Genomic DNA, 15,701 nt, shown 5'->3' with positions numbered 1-15,701 from the left:
GCTTATTCTCCGCGGGCCGCGCCGTTGCCGGCGGCTCGCACGGCTTCGAGTGCGCTCAGGCTGTCGGCGAGGTCAGGCACGCTGACCGCGATGCGGGTGGCCGCCAGTTCGCGCGCCAGGCGCTGTGCCTGCTGGGTATCGGCCGAATGGGTGTCGAACTGGCCAGCCAGCGCGCGCTCCACGGTGTCCAGTTCGCTCGTCCAGACATCGGACTGGCGCATCAGCAGCGACAGTTGCGCGGTCAGGAGACGCATGCGCAGGTTGCCGCGTAGTTGCGCGCCCTGGTCGGGCGACAGCAGCAGCGCATCGGGATTGCCCACGCGCTGGATGCTGATGAGATCGCCGAACTCGCCGCCCAGCGTGCGCAGGGCCTGGCCCCACCACAGGCCCATTTCGGCACGGGTGCGCTGCCACCACGGCGCATCGGCCGCGATGTCGGGCTCGCTGCGGCCCGCCACGGGCGGACCGGGCTCACGCGAGGAAATCGGCGCGCTGGTGACCTCGGGCGCGGCGGCGTCGGGCACCAGCAGCGGGGCCCGGCCAACCAGGTCGATCAGCCGGTCGATGCGGCCCGACACGGCGGGCACGTCGACCAGCGGCACGGCGCGCAGGCGATCGAGGTCGCCATTCACGGCCTGCTGCAGGGAAGCCAGGCGCGGACGGTCGGCACGCGCCAGGCGGGCCTGCACCGTTTCCATCGCGACGATGGCATTGCTGACGTTGCCGGCAAGACGCAGTTGCTGGCTGGCCAGCGCCAGCATGCGTTCCACGTCGTTCAGCAGCACGGCGTCGCCGGCGGAGCTGTCGCTGAAGCTTTGCCAGGTCTGCTCCAGCGAGTCGAACTGGGTCTGCGCGTCCTGCACGGCCGTTTCCAGGCCGGCCAGGCGCGAGCCTTGCGTCTGCGCCAGCGTGATGGCCTGGCGCGCATCGTTGCGGGCCTGGTTCAACTGGCTGGTGAGGGTATCGAGGCGCGCGGCGATTTCACGCGTGGTGCGCTCGGACTGCTGGCGTTGATACCAGAGCGCGGCGGCCATGGCGACCACCAGCACGCCCAGGATCAGCAGCATGAAGACCAGTCCGGACGAGGACTTGCGCACGGGCGCGGGCTTCTTGCCGGCAGGCGGTGAAGCAGGCGCGGCAGGCGGCGGGGGCGGCGGCACGGGGGCCGTGCTGGCTGGCGTAGGGCTCGGCACGGACGGCTTGGCGCCCGGAGTCGTATCTGGAGTCTTGTCAGTCATGTCGCGATTGTAGTCGTTGCGGCCATCCAACGGCGCACGGCCAGACGCCATGCGCCCCGCGCATCAGGCCCACCTTCAGTTCTGCTGGGGAAACGCCCGGGCAAGCGCTTCGTCGGCAGGCATGCTGATTTGTACCATCGCCCGCGAGGCCTCGTCATGTCCGATGGTATCAGCGGCGTATCGCCGCCACAGATCGGCCAGGCGCGGGTGCACGGTGACGCCGGGGCAGGCCGCGAACCAGGCCTGCAGGCCCGCCTGTTCGAGCTGCCGGGTGACGGCTTGCAGGCTCTCGGCACTGGTGATGAGCCAGTGCGCGGCCTGGCCGTCGCGGGCAGCCTCGTGCAGGCGCGCCAGGGCCCCGGGGGACCAGGTTTCCGGCTGTCGCGCATAGACGGCGCAGATGTCCACCTGCACGCCCTGCCCGGCCAACTGCTCGGCCAGCCAGTCCCGCCCTTCGGTGCCGCGCACGATCAGCACGCGGCGCGAGGCCGGGCGGGCGCGCAAGACCTCCCACAAGGCCTCGGAATCCTGGGAGGCGCCCTCGGCGGGCTGCAGCAGCACCGCGCCGGCCGGCCAGCGCGGCACGGCGCGCAGCGCGGCTGCGCTGGCCTCTCCCACGACGGCGGCCGCCGTGGCGGCAGGCCACACGGGTGTGCCGGGTGTCTGTGCAAGGGAAGAGAAGTAATGCCTTACGGCATTGCCGCTGACGAAAACGACCACGTCGTAATCGGCGGGCCGCGGCAAGGGCTGGGGCACCAGCGGCACGATGCGCAGCGCGGGCAGCGCCAGCGTCTCCCAGCCTTGCGCGCGCAGGCGCTCGGCCAGCGCCTCGTTGCGCCCTGCCGGACGGGTCAGCACGGCCAGGCGCGACGCCTGCATGCTCAGGCGTCCGGCGACGAGGGTTCGATCAGGCCGGCAAGCAGGCGGTCGGCGCCCTGCTCGACCAGGGTGCGGGCCGCCGCCTCGCCCAGGGCCTGCGCCTGGGCCACGGGGCCATTCCCCTCGGCGCGCAGGATGGCCCGGCCATCGGGCGATGCCACCAGGGCTCGCAGGTGCAACTGCCCGGCCTCGCATTCCGCGTAGGCCGCCAGCGGCACCTGGCAGGAACCGCCCAGGGCCCGAGACACCGCGCGCTCGGCAAGCGCGCAGGCGGTCGTCTCGGCGCAGGCCAGCGGCGCCAGCCAGGCGCGCAGGTCATCGCGGGTCTCCAGGACTTCGATGCCCAGCGCGCCCTGCCCCGCGGCCGGCAGGCTGTCTTCGGGAGAAAGACGGCCAGCGATGCGATGGCCCAGGCCCAGGCGCTCCAGGCCCGCTGCGGCCAGCACGATGGCGTCGTACTCGCCCGCGTCGAGCTTGCCCAGCCGGGTGTCGAGATTGCCGCGCAGCGGCCGCACGACCAGGCCAGGATGGCGGGCGCGCAGTTGCGCCTCGCGGCGCAGGCTGGACGTGCCGACAACGGCCCCATCGTGCAGCTCGGCCAGCGAGACATGGCGCGGGGACACCAGCGCGTCGCGCGGGTCGGCGCGCTGCAGCACGGCGGTCAGGGAGAAAGGAGAATGCAGATCGACCGGCACGTCCTTCAGGGAGTGCACGGCGAGATCCGCGCGGCCGTCCAGCAGGGCTGTTTCCAGCTCCTTGATGAAGAGGCCTTTGCCGCCCACCTTGGACAGGGTGCGGTCGAGAATCTGGTCACCACGGGTCGTGAGCTTGAGCAGCTCGACCTCGCAGTTCGGATACAGCTTCAGCAGGCGATCCCGCACGTGCTCGGCTTGCCACAGGGCAAGCCGGCTCGCGCGGGTCGCAATAACCAAGCGTGACGGGTCTGGCAATGCTGGCACGGACACGGCTTCTGTTCTGGCGATCAGATCAGGAACTGGGCCGCGACGGCGACGGCGATGCCGATCACCGCCAGCACGAGCAAGCCTCCCAACAGGCTAAGACCAGTTTCGGCTTGGTGGGGCTGGGAGGACTTGCGCAGACTCATGACTCAGGCTTCCGTGACGGCGGTTTTCTTGCGGCTAGCCAGGTAGCGGCCCAGGAGGACCACCAGCACGGCGCCGATGACTTCAGCCGTCAATTTGACCACAAGCGGCTGAACGCCGAAGTTGCGCTCGATCATGATATCGGTGATCAGCATGCCGCCGGCGATCCAGCCCAACAGTGCAGCGCCGAAAGTCACGACCAGCGGGAAGCGGTCGATCAGCTTCAGGACCAGCGTGCTGCCCCAGATGATGATGGGCACGCTCACGACCAGACCGAAGATCACCAGGCCCAGCTGGTGGTCGGCGTGGGCGTTCTGCGCCGCGCCGGCGATGGCGATGACGTTGTCCAGGCTCATCACGAAGTCGGCCACGATGATGGTCTTGATGGCCGCAAGGATGGAAGACCCGCCCTTGATGTTGTCGTGATGGTCATCTTCCGGAATCAGCAGCTTCACGCCGATCCACACCAGCAGCAATGCGCCGACGATCTTCAGGAACGGGATGGTCAGCAGCGTCAGCGCGAAGAAGATCAGGATGACGCGCAGGATGATGGCGCCCGCCGTCCCCCACAGAATGCCCTGCATGCGCTGCTTGGGCGCCAGGTTGCGGCACGCCAGCGCGATCACGACGGCGTTGTCGCCCCCCAGCAGGATGTCGATCAGGATGATCTGGAACACTGCTGCCCAGCTCAGGGTCTGGAAAAACTCTAGCACTTTGAACTCCCCCTACGGCTTTGAAAAAAAACGGCGGCGCCGGGAATTTGGCGCCTCTCGCTATGTCGAGGCCGAGGATTGTAGTTCAGCTTTCATTCAGCCTTCGACTTTCTGCTTATTTTTAAGGAAAACCCTAGCAAGCCCCAGCACCAATAGCGCACCCACCACACCCGAAGCCAGCGACAGCGTGTGATGCGAGATGCCCAGCATGGCATCGAAGCGATGCAGCGGCGCGTCCAGCGCGGGGTCGCCGACGAACATCTCGCCCGCCACGAAGCCCAGTAGCGCGGCGCCGACCCAGACGATGAGCGGGAAGCGATCGATGATCTTGAGCAGCAGCGAGCTGCCGAAGATGACCAGCGGGATGCTGATGGCCAGGCCCACCACCAGCAGTGTCGTGTCGCCCATGGCGGCGGCGGCCACGGCCACCACGTTGTCCAGGCTCATCACCAGGTCCGCCACCATGATGGTGCGGATCGCCGTCCACAGCGTGCCCTGCTTGGCGCCGCCGCCCTCTTCCTCGCCTTCGGGCATGAGCAGACTCACGCCGATATAGACCAGCAGGATGGCACCCACGACCTTCAGCCACGGCAGCAGCAGCAACTGGGCGGCCACCAGCGTCAGCACGATCCGCATGATGATGGCGGCGGCCGAGCCCGCCACGATGGCGGTGCGTTGCTGGTGTTGTGGCAATGCGCGCGCGGCCAACGCGATGACGACGGCGTTGTCGCCGGACAGCAGGATGTTGACCCAGATGATCTGGATCAGGGCGATCCAGAAAGCGGTGGAAGACAGTTCCATTTTCCCTCGGTTCCAATATATAGGTATGGGCAGACGCAAAGGCGCGTGGTTGCCGGACGTCCATCGCCTTGCGCGAGCCGAGGGTGGCGATTGTTGCGGACGGAATGATTGTGTCGTTCTTGTGTCGACTTTCCTGTCATTGTAGTTTCAGGCAGCTTTCCCCACCTGACGTTTGCTTGAATGCGGAAAACGTGAAAAGGCCCGTGGGGCCTGGGCGGCACGGCATCGGTACCCATGACGACAGGACGTGCGCTGAAAACAAAACACCCCGCCAGACAGGCATGCGCCTGCTTGGCGGGGTGGGGATCGTGCCTGGCGCCGTGACCCGACGCGCCTGCTGGCGCGCCGGTCACGGCAAGCCCGTGCCTGTTACAGCACCGACTTCAGCAGCTTGCCCATTTCGGACGGATCGCGCGTGGTGCGGATGCCGCAAGCTTCCATGGCGGACAGCTTGGCGTCGGCGGTGTCGGCACCACCCGAGATCAGCGCGCCGGCGTGGCCCATGCGCTTTCCGGGAGGCGCGGTGACGCCGGCGATGAAGCCGACCACCGGCTTCTTCATGTTGTCCTTCGCCCACTCGGCGGCGGCCACTTCGTCCGGGCCGCCGATTTCGCCGATCATGATGACGGCGTCGGTGTCGGGATCGTCATTGAAGAGCTTCAGGACGTCGACGTGCTTCAGGCCGTTGATGGGGTCGCCACCGATACCGACGGCGCTGGATTGGCCCAGGCCCAGGTTGGTGACTTGCGCCACGGCTTCGTACGTCAGGGTGCCCGAACGGCTGACGATGCCGATGCGGCCCTTGCGGTGGATGTGGCCGGGCATGATGCCGATCTTGATTTCGTCGGGCGTGATCAGGCCGGGGCAGTTCGGGCCCAGCAGCAGGGTCTTGCTGCCCTTGGCCTTCATGCGGTTCTTCACTTCCAGCATGTCACGGACGGGGATGCCTTCGGTGATGCAGATGACCAGGTCCAGTTCGGCCTCGACGGCTTCCCAGATGGCGGCGGCAGCGCCCGCGGGCGGCACGTAGATCACCGACACGGTGGCGCCGGTGTCGGCCTTGGCGTCCTTGACGGTGGCGAAAATGGGCACGCCTTCGAAGTCCTCGCCGGCCTTCTTGGGGTTCACGCCGGCCACGAACGCGTTCTTGCCGTTCGCGTATTCACGGCACATGCGAGTGTGGAACTGACCCGTCTTACCCGTGATGCCCTGGGTAATGACCTTGGTGTCCTTGTTGATGAGAATCGACATTTACAGTTTCCTTGGCTAATTCTTACTTGGCGGCGGCAACGACTTTGGTGGCGGCTTCGGCCATCGTGTCGGCGCTGATGATCGGCAGGCCGGACTCGGCCAGCATCTTCTTGCCCAGCTCTTCGTTCGTGCCCTTCATGCGCACGACCAGCGGCACGCTCAGGTTCACGGCCTTGCACGCGGTGATCACGCCTTCGGCGATCACGTCGCAGCGCATGATGCCGCCGAAGATGTTGACCAGGATCGCCTTCACGCTTTCGTTCTTCAGCATGATCTTGAAGGCTTCGGTGACCTTCTCGGCCGTGGCGCCACCGCCGACGTCCAGGAAGTTCGCGGGCTCGCCGCCGAACAGCTTGATGGTGTCCATCGTGGCCATGGCCAGGCCGGCGCCGTTCACCAGGCAGCCGATGTTGCCGTCGAGCTGGATGTAGGCCAGGTCGAACTTGCTGGCTTCGATTTCAGCCGGGTCTTCTTCGTCCAGGTCGCGGTAGGCCACGATTTCGGGATGGCGGAACAGCGCGTTCGAGTCGAAGTTGAACTTGGCGTCCAGGGCGATGATGTTGCCCTTGCCGTCACGGTTCAGCGGGTTGATTTCGACCAGCGAGGCGTCGGTGTCCATGTAGCACTTGTAGAGCTTCTGGAACACATCCACGGCCTGGGCGGTCGAGTCGGCGGGCAGGCCGATCGCGTCGGCGATCTTCTTGGCTTGCTCGGCCGACAGGCCGGTCAGCGGATCGACGAATTCGGTGATGATCTTCTCGGGGGTGGCGTGGGCCACTTCCTCGATGTCCATGCCGCCTTCGCTGGAGGCGATGAAGGCGACCTGCTGCGTGCCGCGGTCGGTGACCAGCGAGACGTAGTATTCCTTCTGGATGTCGGCGCCGTCTTCGATGTACAGGCGATTGACCTTCTGGCCTTGCGGGCCGGTCTGGTGCGTGATCAGCTGCATGCCCAGGATTTCCGAGGCCAGCTTGCGCACGTCGTCCAGCGAACGGGCCAGCTTCACGCCGCCGCCCTTGCCGCGGCCACCCGCGTGGATTTGCGCCTTGACGACCCAGACCGGTCCACCCAGCTTTTCAGCGGCAGCCACGGCTTCGTCGACGGAAAATGCGGGGATGCCGCGCGGCACGGGAACGCCGAACTGCTTTAGAAGTTCCTTGCCTTGGTACTCGTGGATTTTCATGTGTTACCTGTCTGTCAGAAGGAGAGTGAAAAGCAAAAGAGCGGCCCCCATCGCCTAGCCCGTGGGCTCGACGTACCAGCGGGGATAGTGTTCCTTGACCATGGGCCCATCCAGGCGCAAGGCATGGCAGCCGCCCAGCTGGAAGGGACGCACGTCCTCGGGTTGGGGTTCTGTCCGGCGCCGATTCGCCATGGTCTGCACCGCCACCGTGGGCAGCACGGCGGCAAGTTCGGTCATGTGCGTACAGCCTGCCTCGCGGCTGAAGCGCTCCTTGACCCGCTGGCGAAAGCCGCGCAGCAGGTTCAGGCCGACCAGGCCGTCATAGGAGGGTTCGATGGCGGAGCAGCCTGTGCCATAGGGCGCCGCATCGTAGGCGGCCTCGGCGGCAAGCACGTTGAAATCGGCGTCGATGGTGATCCGCAGGTGCATGTCGTGCACGGGATCGCCTGCCTTGTGCAGGCCTTTCCTGCCGGGGAAGTCGTACGACTTCACGTCTGTCATCTGGGCTTCCAGATCCCAGAGCCCATCGTCACGGCCAAATGCCTCGACGCGCACGCAACGCGTGTGCAGCGGCTGGCGACTGGCGGTGGAGGGCGAAAGCGGCATGACGAACGCGGGCGGCGGTGGGCGGACCTGTAAGCTGAAACGATGAGTGTTGCGGAGCAACAAAGCACAAAAGTATAGCTCAGCCTAATGAACACCCCATGTCCCGCCAACCCGCGCGCAGCAAGGATTCGGGTTTACCCGAACCCCTGCCCCTGCCGCCCTCAGGCCGCCTGGCGCAGTTGGCGCGCGGCCTCGACCATGCTGGCCAGCGCGGCCTCGGTCTCGGGCCAGGCGCGCGTCTTCAGCCCGCAGTCCGGATTCACCCACAGGCGTTCCTTGGGCAGGCGCGAGGCGGCCTTCTTCATGAGCCCCACCATCCAGTCCACCTCGGGCACGTTCGGCGAGTGGATGTCGTACACCCCGGGTCCGATGTCGTTCGGATAGCTGAAGTCCTCGAAGGCTTCCAGCAGCTCCATGTTCGAGCGCGACGTTTCGATGGTGATCACGTCGGCATCCATCGCCGCGATCGACGCGATGATGTCGTTGAACTCGGAATAGCACATATGGGTGTGGATCTGCGTGTCGTCCCGCACACCCGCCGTCGACAGGCGGAAGCAATCCACCGCCCAGTCGAGATACGCCCGCCAGTCGTCACGGCGCAACGGCAGGCCTTCGCGGAAGGCCGGCTCGTCGATCTGGATGACGCGGATGCCCGCCTGCTCCAGGTCCACCACTTCGTCGCGCAGCGCCAACGCCAGCTGGCGGCAGGTTTCCTGGCGCGGCTGGTCGTCCCGCACGAAGGACCACTGCAGGATGGTGACCGGGCCCGTCAGCATGCCCTTCATCGGCTTGCTGGTCAGCGACTGCGCATAGGCGGACCAGCCCACGGTCATCGGCGCCGGGCGGGCCACGTCGCCGAAGATGATGGGCGGCTTCACGCAACGCGAACCATAGCTCTGCACCCAGCCGTTCTGCGTGAAGGCGAAGCCCGCCAGGAGTTCGCCGAAATACTCGACCATGTCGTTGCGCTCGGGTTCGCCGTGCACCAGCACGTCCAGGCCCGCCTTTTCCTGGAAGCGCACCACGCGCTCGATCTCGGCGCGGATGGCCTCCTCATAGGCCGCGTCGCCCAGGGCGCCCGACTTCCAGTCACGGCGCAGGCCGCGGATCTCGGCCGTCTGCGGGAAGGAACCGATGGTGGTGGTGGGATAGGCCGGCAGCGACAGCGCTGCCTGCTGGGCGGCGATACGCTCGGCGAAGGGTGCCCGGTCACGCGAAACCGCCTGGATCTTTGCCAGCCGGGCCGCCACGGCCGGATTGTGGATGCGCGGCGACTGGCGGCGCGCGGCCAGGGCATCGCGCTGCGCCGCCAGCGCCCGCTGGGCAGCGGGATCCGGCGATCCGCCCAGCGCGCGGGCCAGCAGGCTCAGTTCGTCCAGCTTCTGCGTGGCAAAGGAAAGCCAGCCGCGCAGCTCGGCGTCCAGGCCGCTTTCCTTGGCCAAGTCCACCGGCACGTGCAGCAGCGAGCACGAGGGCGCGACCCACAGCCGCTCGCCCAGGGCTGCGGCGGCAGGCGCCAGCAGCGCTTGCGCCGCATCCAGGTCGGCGCGCCAGATGTTGCGGCCATTGATGACGCCCGCCGACAGGACCTTGTCCTTGCCCAGCGCAGCCAGCACGGGCTGGAGTTGGTCCGGCGCGCGCACCAGGTCCACGTGCAGGCCCGCCACCGGCAGCGCCGCCGCCCATTGCAGGTTGTCGCGCAGGCCGCCGAAATACGTCGCCAGCAGGAGCTTCACCGGGCTGGCGGCCAGGCGGGCATACACCGCCTGGAAAGCCTGCTTCCACGCCGGCGGCAGGTCCAGCACCAGGACGGGCTCGTCGACCTGCACCCAGGCCACGCCCAGCTTGGCCAGGCGGGCCAGCACGTCTTCATAGACAGGCAGCAGCGCCTCCAGCAGCGCCAACTTGCCTTCGTCGCCCGCGCCCGCGCCAAAGCTGTCGCCCTTGCCCAGCCACAGCCAGGTCAGCGGCCCGGGAATGACGGGCTTCACGTCATGGCCCAGGGCCTGCGCCTCGCGCACCTGGTCGAACAGGCTTTCCCGGGCAATGCGGAAGGTCTGGCCCGGCGTCAGTTCGGGGACGATGTAGTGGTAGTTCGTATCGAACCACTTGGTCATCTCGCAAGCCGCTGCCGGGGTGCCCGTGGGCGCGCGGCCCCGGCCCATGCGGAACAAGGTGTCCAGCGACACGGGCGCGCCCTCCGGCTGGCCGAAGCGGGCGGGCACGGCGCCCAGCGTGGTCGTCCACTCCAGGATCTGGTCGTACCAGGCGAAGTCGCCCACCGGCACGTGCGCCACGCCGGCGCTGGCCTGCACCTGCCAATGGCGGGCGCGCAATTCGCGGCCCACGTTTTCCAGCGCAGCAGCATCCTGCTTGCCTGCCCAATAGGCCTCCACCGCATGCTTCAGCTCACGCTGCACGCCGATGCGGGGGAAGCCCAGATTATGAATGGTCGTCATGGTGAGTCCGCCTTTTCGCAAAGAATTTTCAATCAGTGCGATATTGTCAGCGGACCATTCCATGAATCAAAATCAAATTTTGCATGAAATGATTGAGGAAATTTCATAACATATAGACTTCTGACCCCGGCGCATATCGCCAGGGCCCCTCTTCCCTGCCGCCGCGCCCGCCGCCCTTTCCCATGCTTGAAATTCGCCACCTGGAAACTCTGGCCGCCATCCGTGACGGCGGCAGCCTGCTCGAGGCCGCCGAGCGGCTGCACCTGACGCAATCGGCGCTGTCGCATCAATTGCGCGAACTGGAGTCACGCCTGGGCACGCCCTTGCTGAACCGCCGCACGCGTCCCGCGCGCCTGACCACCGCGGGCCTGCGCGTGCTGGCCCTGGCCGATGAGGTGCTGCCCCGCATCCGCGCCACGGAACGGGAACTGCAACGCCTGGCAGCCGGCCGCACGGGCAGGCTGCACCTGGCCATCGAATGCCACTCGTGCTTCCAGTGGCTGATGCCTGCGCTGGATACCTTCCGCGGCCAATGGCCCGAGGTCAGCATGGACCTCTCCGCCGCGTTCTCCTTCGCCCCCCTGCCCGCCCTGGTACGCGGCGATCTGGACCTCGTCATCACCTCCGACCCCCAGCCGCTGGAAGCCGTGGAGTACATCCCGCTTTTTCGCTATGAAGTAGTGCTGGCCGTGGCCCAGGCCAATCCGCTGGCGGGCAGCAAGTTCATTGATCCGGCGCAACTGGCCGACCAGGTGCTCATCACCTATCCGGTGGACAAGCAGCGCCTGGATGTCTTCACGCAGTTCCTGGACCCGGCGGACGTCGAGCCCGCCAGCATCCGCCGTGCGGAACTCACGCCCATCATTGCCCAACTGGTGGCCAGCAACCGCGGCGTTGCGGCGCTGCCCAATTGGGCGTTGACCGAGTATCTGGACCAAGGCTGGATGGACGTGGTGCACCTGGGTCCCCAAGGCGTCTGGTGCACGCTGCATGCCGCCGTGCGGACGGAAGATGCGCAGGCGTCCTATATCCAGGACTTCCTGAACATTGCCCGGGAGGGCTGCTTCAAGACCCTGGCGGGTATCAAGTCGGTGCGGGGATAGCGCTACAGCGCGTCGTCGTCCAGACCGCTGCCTTTCAGGATCTTGCTGATGATGCCCGCGCCAAACCCGCGCGCGGCCAGGAAGCGCGCCTGCCGCGCGTATTCCGTGGGGGTGGTGGCGGGCTTGTCGGCATAACGCTTGGCCCAGACCTGCCGGGCGCGTTCATATTCCGTGGATTGCAGTTCCGCCCGCAAGGTGTCGACCAACTGGGCATCCACGCCATTGCGGCGCAGCTCCTGCACGATGCGCGCGGTGCCCTGGCGCTCGCCGCGCCGCTGCACGATGCTTTGTGCATAACGGGTATCCGACAGCCAGCCTTCCTTGGCCAGGCTGTCGAGCACGCTTTCGATTTCTTCGGGGTCGTCGCTGTGGCGGGCCAGCTTGCGGCCCAGTTCCTGGCGGCCATGCTCACGGCGCGACAGGAAATCGACGGCCCGGGCCTTCAGGGAGGGCCCTCGGCGCGCGGACCCACGCGCCGAGGGATTTTCGCCACTGCCGGAATGCTCGGACTGTTCGTCCGCGATTCCCTGCACTGACGCTTCGTCCTGCGTGCCCGCTCGCCCGGATCGAGCGTGACGGGCACCAGGGCCTGAAGGCTTGCGGGTCCCCCAGGAGGACATCAGTCCTCTTCGGAGCCGGCCGTGGCCGCCACGACACCGGCGGCACGCTCGGCCACGCCCATCTGGGCACGGACCTTGTTCTCGATCTCGAAGGCCAGCGCCGGACGCTCACGCAGGTATTCGCGCACGTTGTCCTTGCCTTGGCCGATGCGGTCGCCGTTGTAGCTGTACCAGGCGCCCGACTTCTCGACCACGCCGGCTTGCACGCCCAGGTCGATGATCTCGCCTTCGCGCGAGATGCCCGCGCCGTACATGATGTCGAACTCGGCTTGCTTGAAAGGCGGTGCCACCTTGTTCTTGACGACCTTCACGCGCGTTTCGTTGCCGACCACTTCCTCGCCACGCTTGATGGAACCGGTGCGGCGGATGTCCAGGCGCACGGACGAGTAGAACTTCAGCGCGTTGCCGCCGGTGGTGGTTTCGGGGTTGCCGAACATGACGCCGATCTTCATGCGGATCTGGTTGATGAAGATGACCATGCAGTTCGTGCGCTTGATGGTGGCCGTGAGCTTGCGCAGCGCCTGGCTCATGAGGCGGGCTTGCAAGCCGGGCAGCGAGTCGCCCATTTCGCCTTCGATTTCAGCCTTGGGCACCAGGGCCGCCACCGAGTCGATGACGATCAGGTCGACCGAGCCCGAGCGCACCAGCGCGTCGGTGATTTCCAGCGCCTGTTCGCCCGTGTCCGGCTGCGAGATCAGCAGCTCGGTGAGCTTCACGCCCAGCTTGGAGGCGTACTGCACGTCGAGCGCGTGCTCGGCGTCGACGAAGGCGCAGGTGCCGCCCACTTTCTGCATTTCCGCGATGACCTGCAGGGTCAACGTGGTCTTGCCCGACGATTCCGGGCCGTAGATTTCGACCACGCGGCCGCGCGGCAGGCCGCCGACGCCCAGGGCGATGTCCAGGCCCAGCGAGCCGGTGGAGACGACCTGAATGTCGTGCTCGACCTCGTTGCCGCCGTACAGCATGATCGAGCCCTTGCCGAACTGCTTTTCGATCTGCGACAGCGCAGCGGCCAGCGCCTTGGATTTTTCCGCCGCGGCGGCCTTGCTCTGTTTGTCGTCCATGTACGAGTCCTTGATGGTGATCGGTCTGCCCGGCGCTGCGCGCTTCGAGCTGTCCCGGAGGGTTCCTGCGGCGGGCCCTGCCGGGCGCCACCGTCTTTCCTTGCGGGGCATTATGGCATCGGATTGTACTGGATAAAAGCACAGTGCGGAGGTTTTTTTCCACCCTCCCGGCCCTTGCCCCATCCCCGCGTTATCCCCTGTGTCCAAGCGGCCCGCCCCTGTGACAGAATCGGTTCCGAGAGACAAGACACTGGCGGTGAGCGGGCCCAGACCCGGCGCCGTCCGGTCCCGGGCGCGCCGCCGCCATGCCGGCCGCCCTCCTAACCGCGGCACTCCGGCCATGCGCATACTCATCGCAGAAGACGACAGCATCCTGGCCGACGGCCTGTCCCGCTCGCTGCGCCGCAACGGCTATGCCGTCGACAGCCTGCACGACGGCCTGGCCACCGACTCCGCGCTGGCCGCGCAAGCCTTCGACCTCCTCATCCTGGACCTCGGCCTGCCGCACCTGCCCGGCCTGGAAGTGCTGCGCCGCCTGCGCGCGCGCAACTCGCACCTGCCCGTCCTGATCCTGACCGCCGCCGACAGCGTCGAGCAGCGCGTCAAGGGCCTGGACCTGGGCGCCGACGACTACATGGCCAAGCCTTTCTCGCTGTCCGAGCTGGAAGCCCGCGTGCGTGCCCTGACCCGCCGTGGCGCGGGCGGCGGCGCCACGGTGCTGCGCCATGGGCGCCTCGTCTTCGACCAGACCGGGCGCGTGGCCCAGGTCGACGGCCACACGCTCGACCTCTCGGCGCGCGAGGTCAGCCTGCTCGAAATCCTGCTCACCCGCGCCGGGCGCATGGTCAGCAAGAACCAGATCGTCGATCACCTCTGCGAATGGGGCGAGGAAGTCAGCTCCAACGCCATCGAGGTCTACATCCATCGCCTGCGCAAGAAGCTCGAGCCCAGCGACGTGAAGATCGCCACCGTGCGCGGGCTGGGCTACTGCCTGGAACGCGACGCCGCCATCGATCGCAACAACGGCGGAGACCTCCGTGGCACGGATCAGCCAGCAACCGCCCACTGAGCCCGCAACCCCCTCCGAAGCCCTGAACCAGGAAGCGCTGGACATCATCCAGCGCGGCAGCGCCGGCCCGAACTTCGCGCCCGCCCACCGGTCGCTGCTGGGCGAGATCCTGGACTGGATGCTCGCCCCCCTCTTCCTGCTGTGGCCCATGAGCGTGGCGATCACCTACGTGGTGGCGCAGAACATCGCCAACGTGCCTTATGACCGCACGCTGGCCAACACCTTGCGCGTGCTGGCGGCGCAGGTCATCGTCGAAAACGGCGAGACACGCCTGGACATGACACCCGCGGCCCGGCGCCTGCTGCGCACCGACGAGGACGACAGCGTCTTCTGGCTGGTGCAGGACGACAGGGGACAGATACTGGGCGGCGACCGTGAACTGCCGCTGCCCGCCTTGGGCACGCCTTCGCGGCCCGGCGAGGTGCTGTACCGCGACGACACGCTGCGCGACTTCGGCATCCGCCAGGCCTACATCTGGATGGAACCCGCCTCGCCCGGGGCGCGGCCCGTGCTGCTGACCGTGGCCGAGACGCTGGAGAAGCGCGAACAGCTGGCCAACGACATCATCAAGGGCGTGATCATTCCGCAGTTCGTGGTCCTGCCGATCGCGGTGCTGCTGGTCTGGTTCGGCCTGTCGCGCGGCATCGCGCCGCTCAACGCGCTGCAGCAACGCCTGCGCGCGCGCCGTCCCGACGACCTGTCGCCCCTGGACGAAAACGCCGCCCCGTCGGAAATCGCGCCCCTGGTGGGCGCGGTCAATGACCTGCTGGCGCGCCTGTCGGCCACCATCCAGGCCCAGCGCCGCTTCGTCGCGGATGCCGCGCACCAGCTGAAGACCCCGCTGGCAGGCCTGCGCACGCAGGCCGAGCTGGCGCTGCGCGACGCCACGCCGGAGGAAATGCAGTTCAGCCTGCGGCAGCTCGTGACCGGCTCCGAACACGCCACGCGGCTGGTCAACCAGTTGCTGTTGCTGGCGAATGCCGAGAATGCCGACGCGCTGCCCATGGCGGAGGTCGACCTGAGCGCGCTGGCGCAGGAGCAGGCCCAGCACTGGGTGCCGCAGGCGATGCTGGCGGGCATCGACCTCGGCTTCGAAGGCCCCGACACGCGCGTGCCGGTCCTGGGCAACGCGCTGCTGCTGGCCGAATTGCTGAACAACCTGATCGACAACGCCTTGCGCTATACCCCGGCAGGCGGCCACGTCACGGTGCGCATCCGCGACGGCCGCAGCCAGGCCGTGCTGGAAGTGGATGACACCGGACCGGGCATCGCCCCCGGCGAGCGGGAACGCGTATTCGACCGCTTCTATCGCGTCCTGGGCACCGGTGTGAACGGCAGCGGCCTGGGCCTGGCCATCGTGCGCGAAATCGCCCAGCGCCACCAGGCCCACGTCGGCATCATCGACAACCCCTACCTGGACGCCGGCGCGACCGGCACCTGCGTGCGCCTGACGCTGGCACGCTTGCGGCCAGCCTCCGCCTATCTGTCCGGTGACGGCGGCCTCCCGGATCGGGACTATCCCTGAGCCCCGAGGGAAAAGACACAAATAATTACACAATTAAGATTCAAGTAAGGGTTCCGTCAGATAGACGTCAGTCTTCGCGCCTACCTT

At 67.2% G+C, this 15,701-nt stretch carries 15 protein-coding genes; 3 read left to right on the top strand and 12 right to left on the bottom strand.

The window, feature by feature from the left end:
- Window positions 1–2 precede the first annotated feature (2 nt).
- The 10 genes from ODI_RS10185 to metE all read right to left on the bottom strand — a co-directional run bounded on the left by ODI_RS10185 (window position 3) and on the right by metE (window position 10,233).
- Window positions 3–1,238 carry a uroporphyrinogen-III C-methyltransferase gene (locus ODI_RS10185; protein WP_067760169.1) on the bottom strand — a complete coding sequence of 412 codons (1,236 nt, stop codon included), beginning with the start codon at window positions 1,236–1,238 and terminating at the stop codon, window positions 3–5.
- 75 nt (window positions 1,239–1,313) lie between these two features.
- Window positions 1,314–2,117, bottom strand: coding sequence for a uroporphyrinogen-III synthase (locus ODI_RS10180; RefSeq protein WP_067759939.1), 804 nt, complete (start codon window positions 2,115–2,117; stop codon window positions 1,314–1,316).
- A 2-nt stretch (window positions 2,118–2,119) separates the two neighbouring features.
- Entirely contained in the window at window positions 2,120–3,067 is a 948-nt protein-coding gene (hemC, locus tag ODI_RS10175) for a hydroxymethylbilane synthase (protein WP_067759942.1), read from the bottom strand.
- A gap of 32 nt (window positions 3,068–3,099) precedes the next feature.
- Window positions 3,100–3,222, bottom strand: a complete 123-nt coding sequence (locus ODI_RS22620; RefSeq protein ID WP_269460532.1) for a hypothetical protein — start codon at window positions 3,220–3,222, stop codon at window positions 3,100–3,102.
- Between the two features lie 3 nt (window positions 3,223–3,225).
- Window positions 3,226–3,933 (bottom strand): TerC family protein, encoded by a 708-nt coding sequence (locus ODI_RS10170; protein WP_067759945.1) that lies wholly within the window; start codon window positions 3,931–3,933, stop codon window positions 3,226–3,228.
- A gap of 96 nt (window positions 3,934–4,029) precedes the next feature.
- A complete protein-coding gene (locus tag ODI_RS10165) occupies window positions 4,030–4,734 on the bottom strand; it encodes a TerC family protein (protein WP_067759948.1) in 705 nt (234 codons plus the stop codon).
- A 369-nt stretch (window positions 4,735–5,103) separates the two neighbouring features.
- Window positions 5,104–5,985, bottom strand: coding sequence for a succinate--CoA ligase subunit alpha (gene sucD / locus ODI_RS10160; protein WP_067759951.1), 882 nt, complete (start codon window positions 5,983–5,985; stop codon window positions 5,104–5,106).
- Between the two features lie 22 nt (window positions 5,986–6,007).
- Window positions 6,008–7,168, bottom strand: coding sequence for an ADP-forming succinate--CoA ligase subunit beta (gene sucC / locus ODI_RS10155; protein WP_067759953.1), 1,161 nt, complete (start codon window positions 7,166–7,168; stop codon window positions 6,008–6,010).
- Between the two features lie 54 nt (window positions 7,169–7,222).
- Window positions 7,223–7,774 (bottom strand): DUF2889 domain-containing protein, encoded by a 552-nt coding sequence (locus ODI_RS10150; protein ID WP_067759956.1) that lies wholly within the window; start codon window positions 7,772–7,774, stop codon window positions 7,223–7,225.
- A 161-nt stretch (window positions 7,775–7,935) separates the two neighbouring features.
- Window positions 7,936–10,233 carry a 5-methyltetrahydropteroyltriglutamate--homocysteine S-methyltransferase gene (gene metE / locus ODI_RS10145; RefSeq protein ID WP_067759959.1) on the bottom strand — a complete coding sequence of 766 codons (2,298 nt, stop codon included), beginning with the start codon at window positions 10,231–10,233 and terminating at the stop codon, window positions 7,936–7,938.
- A gap of 182 nt (window positions 10,234–10,415) precedes the next feature.
- Between metE and ODI_RS10140 the strand changes: the two genes are divergently transcribed.
- Window positions 10,416–11,336 carry a LysR family transcriptional regulator gene (locus ODI_RS10140; RefSeq protein WP_067759962.1) on the top strand — a complete coding sequence of 307 codons (921 nt, stop codon included), beginning with the start codon at window positions 10,416–10,418 and terminating at the stop codon, window positions 11,334–11,336.
- Between the two features lie 2 nt (window positions 11,337–11,338).
- On the opposite strand, the gene recX is transcribed toward ODI_RS10140, so the two are convergent.
- Window positions 11,339–11,869: a recombination regulator RecX gene (gene recX, locus ODI_RS10135; protein WP_067759964.1), complete on the bottom strand. Its 531-nt coding sequence runs from the start codon at window positions 11,867–11,869 to the stop codon at window positions 11,339–11,341.
- A gap of 86 nt (window positions 11,870–11,955) precedes the next feature.
- Window positions 11,956–13,020, bottom strand: a complete 1,065-nt coding sequence (recA, locus tag ODI_RS10130; protein ID WP_067759966.1) for a recombinase RecA — start codon at window positions 13,018–13,020, stop codon at window positions 11,956–11,958.
- A 340-nt stretch (window positions 13,021–13,360) separates the two neighbouring features.
- Between recA and ODI_RS10125 the strand changes: the two genes are divergently transcribed.
- Both ODI_RS10125 and ODI_RS10120 read left to right on the top strand, forming a co-directional pair.
- Complete coding sequence (locus ODI_RS10125) at window positions 13,361–14,089, top strand: response regulator transcription factor (protein WP_067759969.1); 729 nt, start codon at window positions 13,361–13,363, stop codon at window positions 14,087–14,089.
- A 118-nt stretch (window positions 14,090–14,207) separates the two neighbouring features.
- Window positions 14,208–15,614 (top strand): sensor histidine kinase, encoded by a 1,407-nt coding sequence (locus tag ODI_RS10120; protein ID WP_098021000.1) that lies wholly within the window; start codon window positions 14,208–14,210, stop codon window positions 15,612–15,614.
- Window positions 15,615–15,701: the final 87 nt, after the last annotated feature.

This window comes from Orrella dioscoreae (assembly GCF_900089455.2).
GTDB classification, from domain to species: Bacteria; Pseudomonadota; Gammaproteobacteria; order Burkholderiales; family Burkholderiaceae_B; genus Orrella; species Orrella dioscoreae.
The sequence above is the reverse complement of the archived record's forward strand: the minus strand, read 5'-3'. Positions and strand labels throughout refer to the sequence as shown.

What these genes read in the sequence shown, in the direction of transcription:
- ODI_RS10185 (WP_067760169.1), bottom strand. Translation starts at nt 1,238, where the DNA reads ATGACTGACAAGACTCCAGATACGACTCCGGGCGCCAAGCCGTCCGTG.
- ODI_RS10180 (WP_067759939.1), bottom strand. Translation starts at nt 2,117, where the DNA reads ATGCAGGCGTCGCGCCTGGCCGTGCTGACCCGTCCGGCAGGGCGCAAC.
- ODI_RS22620 (WP_269460532.1), bottom strand. Translation starts at nt 3,222, where the DNA reads ATGAGTCTGCGCAAGTCCTCCCAGCCCCACCAAGCCGAAACTGGTCTT.
- ODI_RS10165 (WP_067759948.1), bottom strand. Translation starts at nt 4,734, where the DNA reads ATGGAACTGTCTTCCACCGCTTTCTGGATCGCCCTGATCCAGATCATC.
- sucD (WP_067759951.1), bottom strand. Translation starts at nt 5,985, where the DNA reads ATGTCGATTCTCATCAACAAGGACACCAAGGTCATTACCCAGGGCATC.
- sucC (WP_067759953.1), bottom strand. Translation starts at nt 7,168, where the DNA reads ATGAAAATCCACGAGTACCAAGGCAAGGAACTTCTAAAGCAGTTCGGC.
- ODI_RS10150 (WP_067759956.1), bottom strand. Translation starts at nt 7,774, where the DNA reads ATGCCGCTTTCGCCCTCCACCGCCAGTCGCCAGCCGCTGCACACGCGT.
- metE (WP_067759959.1), bottom strand. Translation starts at nt 10,233, where the DNA reads ATGACGACCATTCATAATCTGGGCTTCCCCCGCATCGGCGTGCAGCGT.
- ODI_RS10140 (WP_067759962.1), top strand. Translation starts at nt 10,416, where the DNA reads ATGCTTGAAATTCGCCACCTGGAAACTCTGGCCGCCATCCGTGACGGC.
- recA (WP_067759966.1), bottom strand. Translation starts at nt 13,020, where the DNA reads ATGGACGACAAACAGAGCAAGGCCGCCGCGGCGGAAAAATCCAAGGCG.
- ODI_RS10125 (WP_067759969.1), top strand. Translation starts at nt 13,361, where the DNA reads ATGCGCATACTCATCGCAGAAGACGACAGCATCCTGGCCGACGGCCTG.
- ODI_RS10120 (WP_098021000.1), top strand. Translation starts at nt 14,208, where the DNA reads ATGCTCGCCCCCCTCTTCCTGCTGTGGCCCATGAGCGTGGCGATCACC.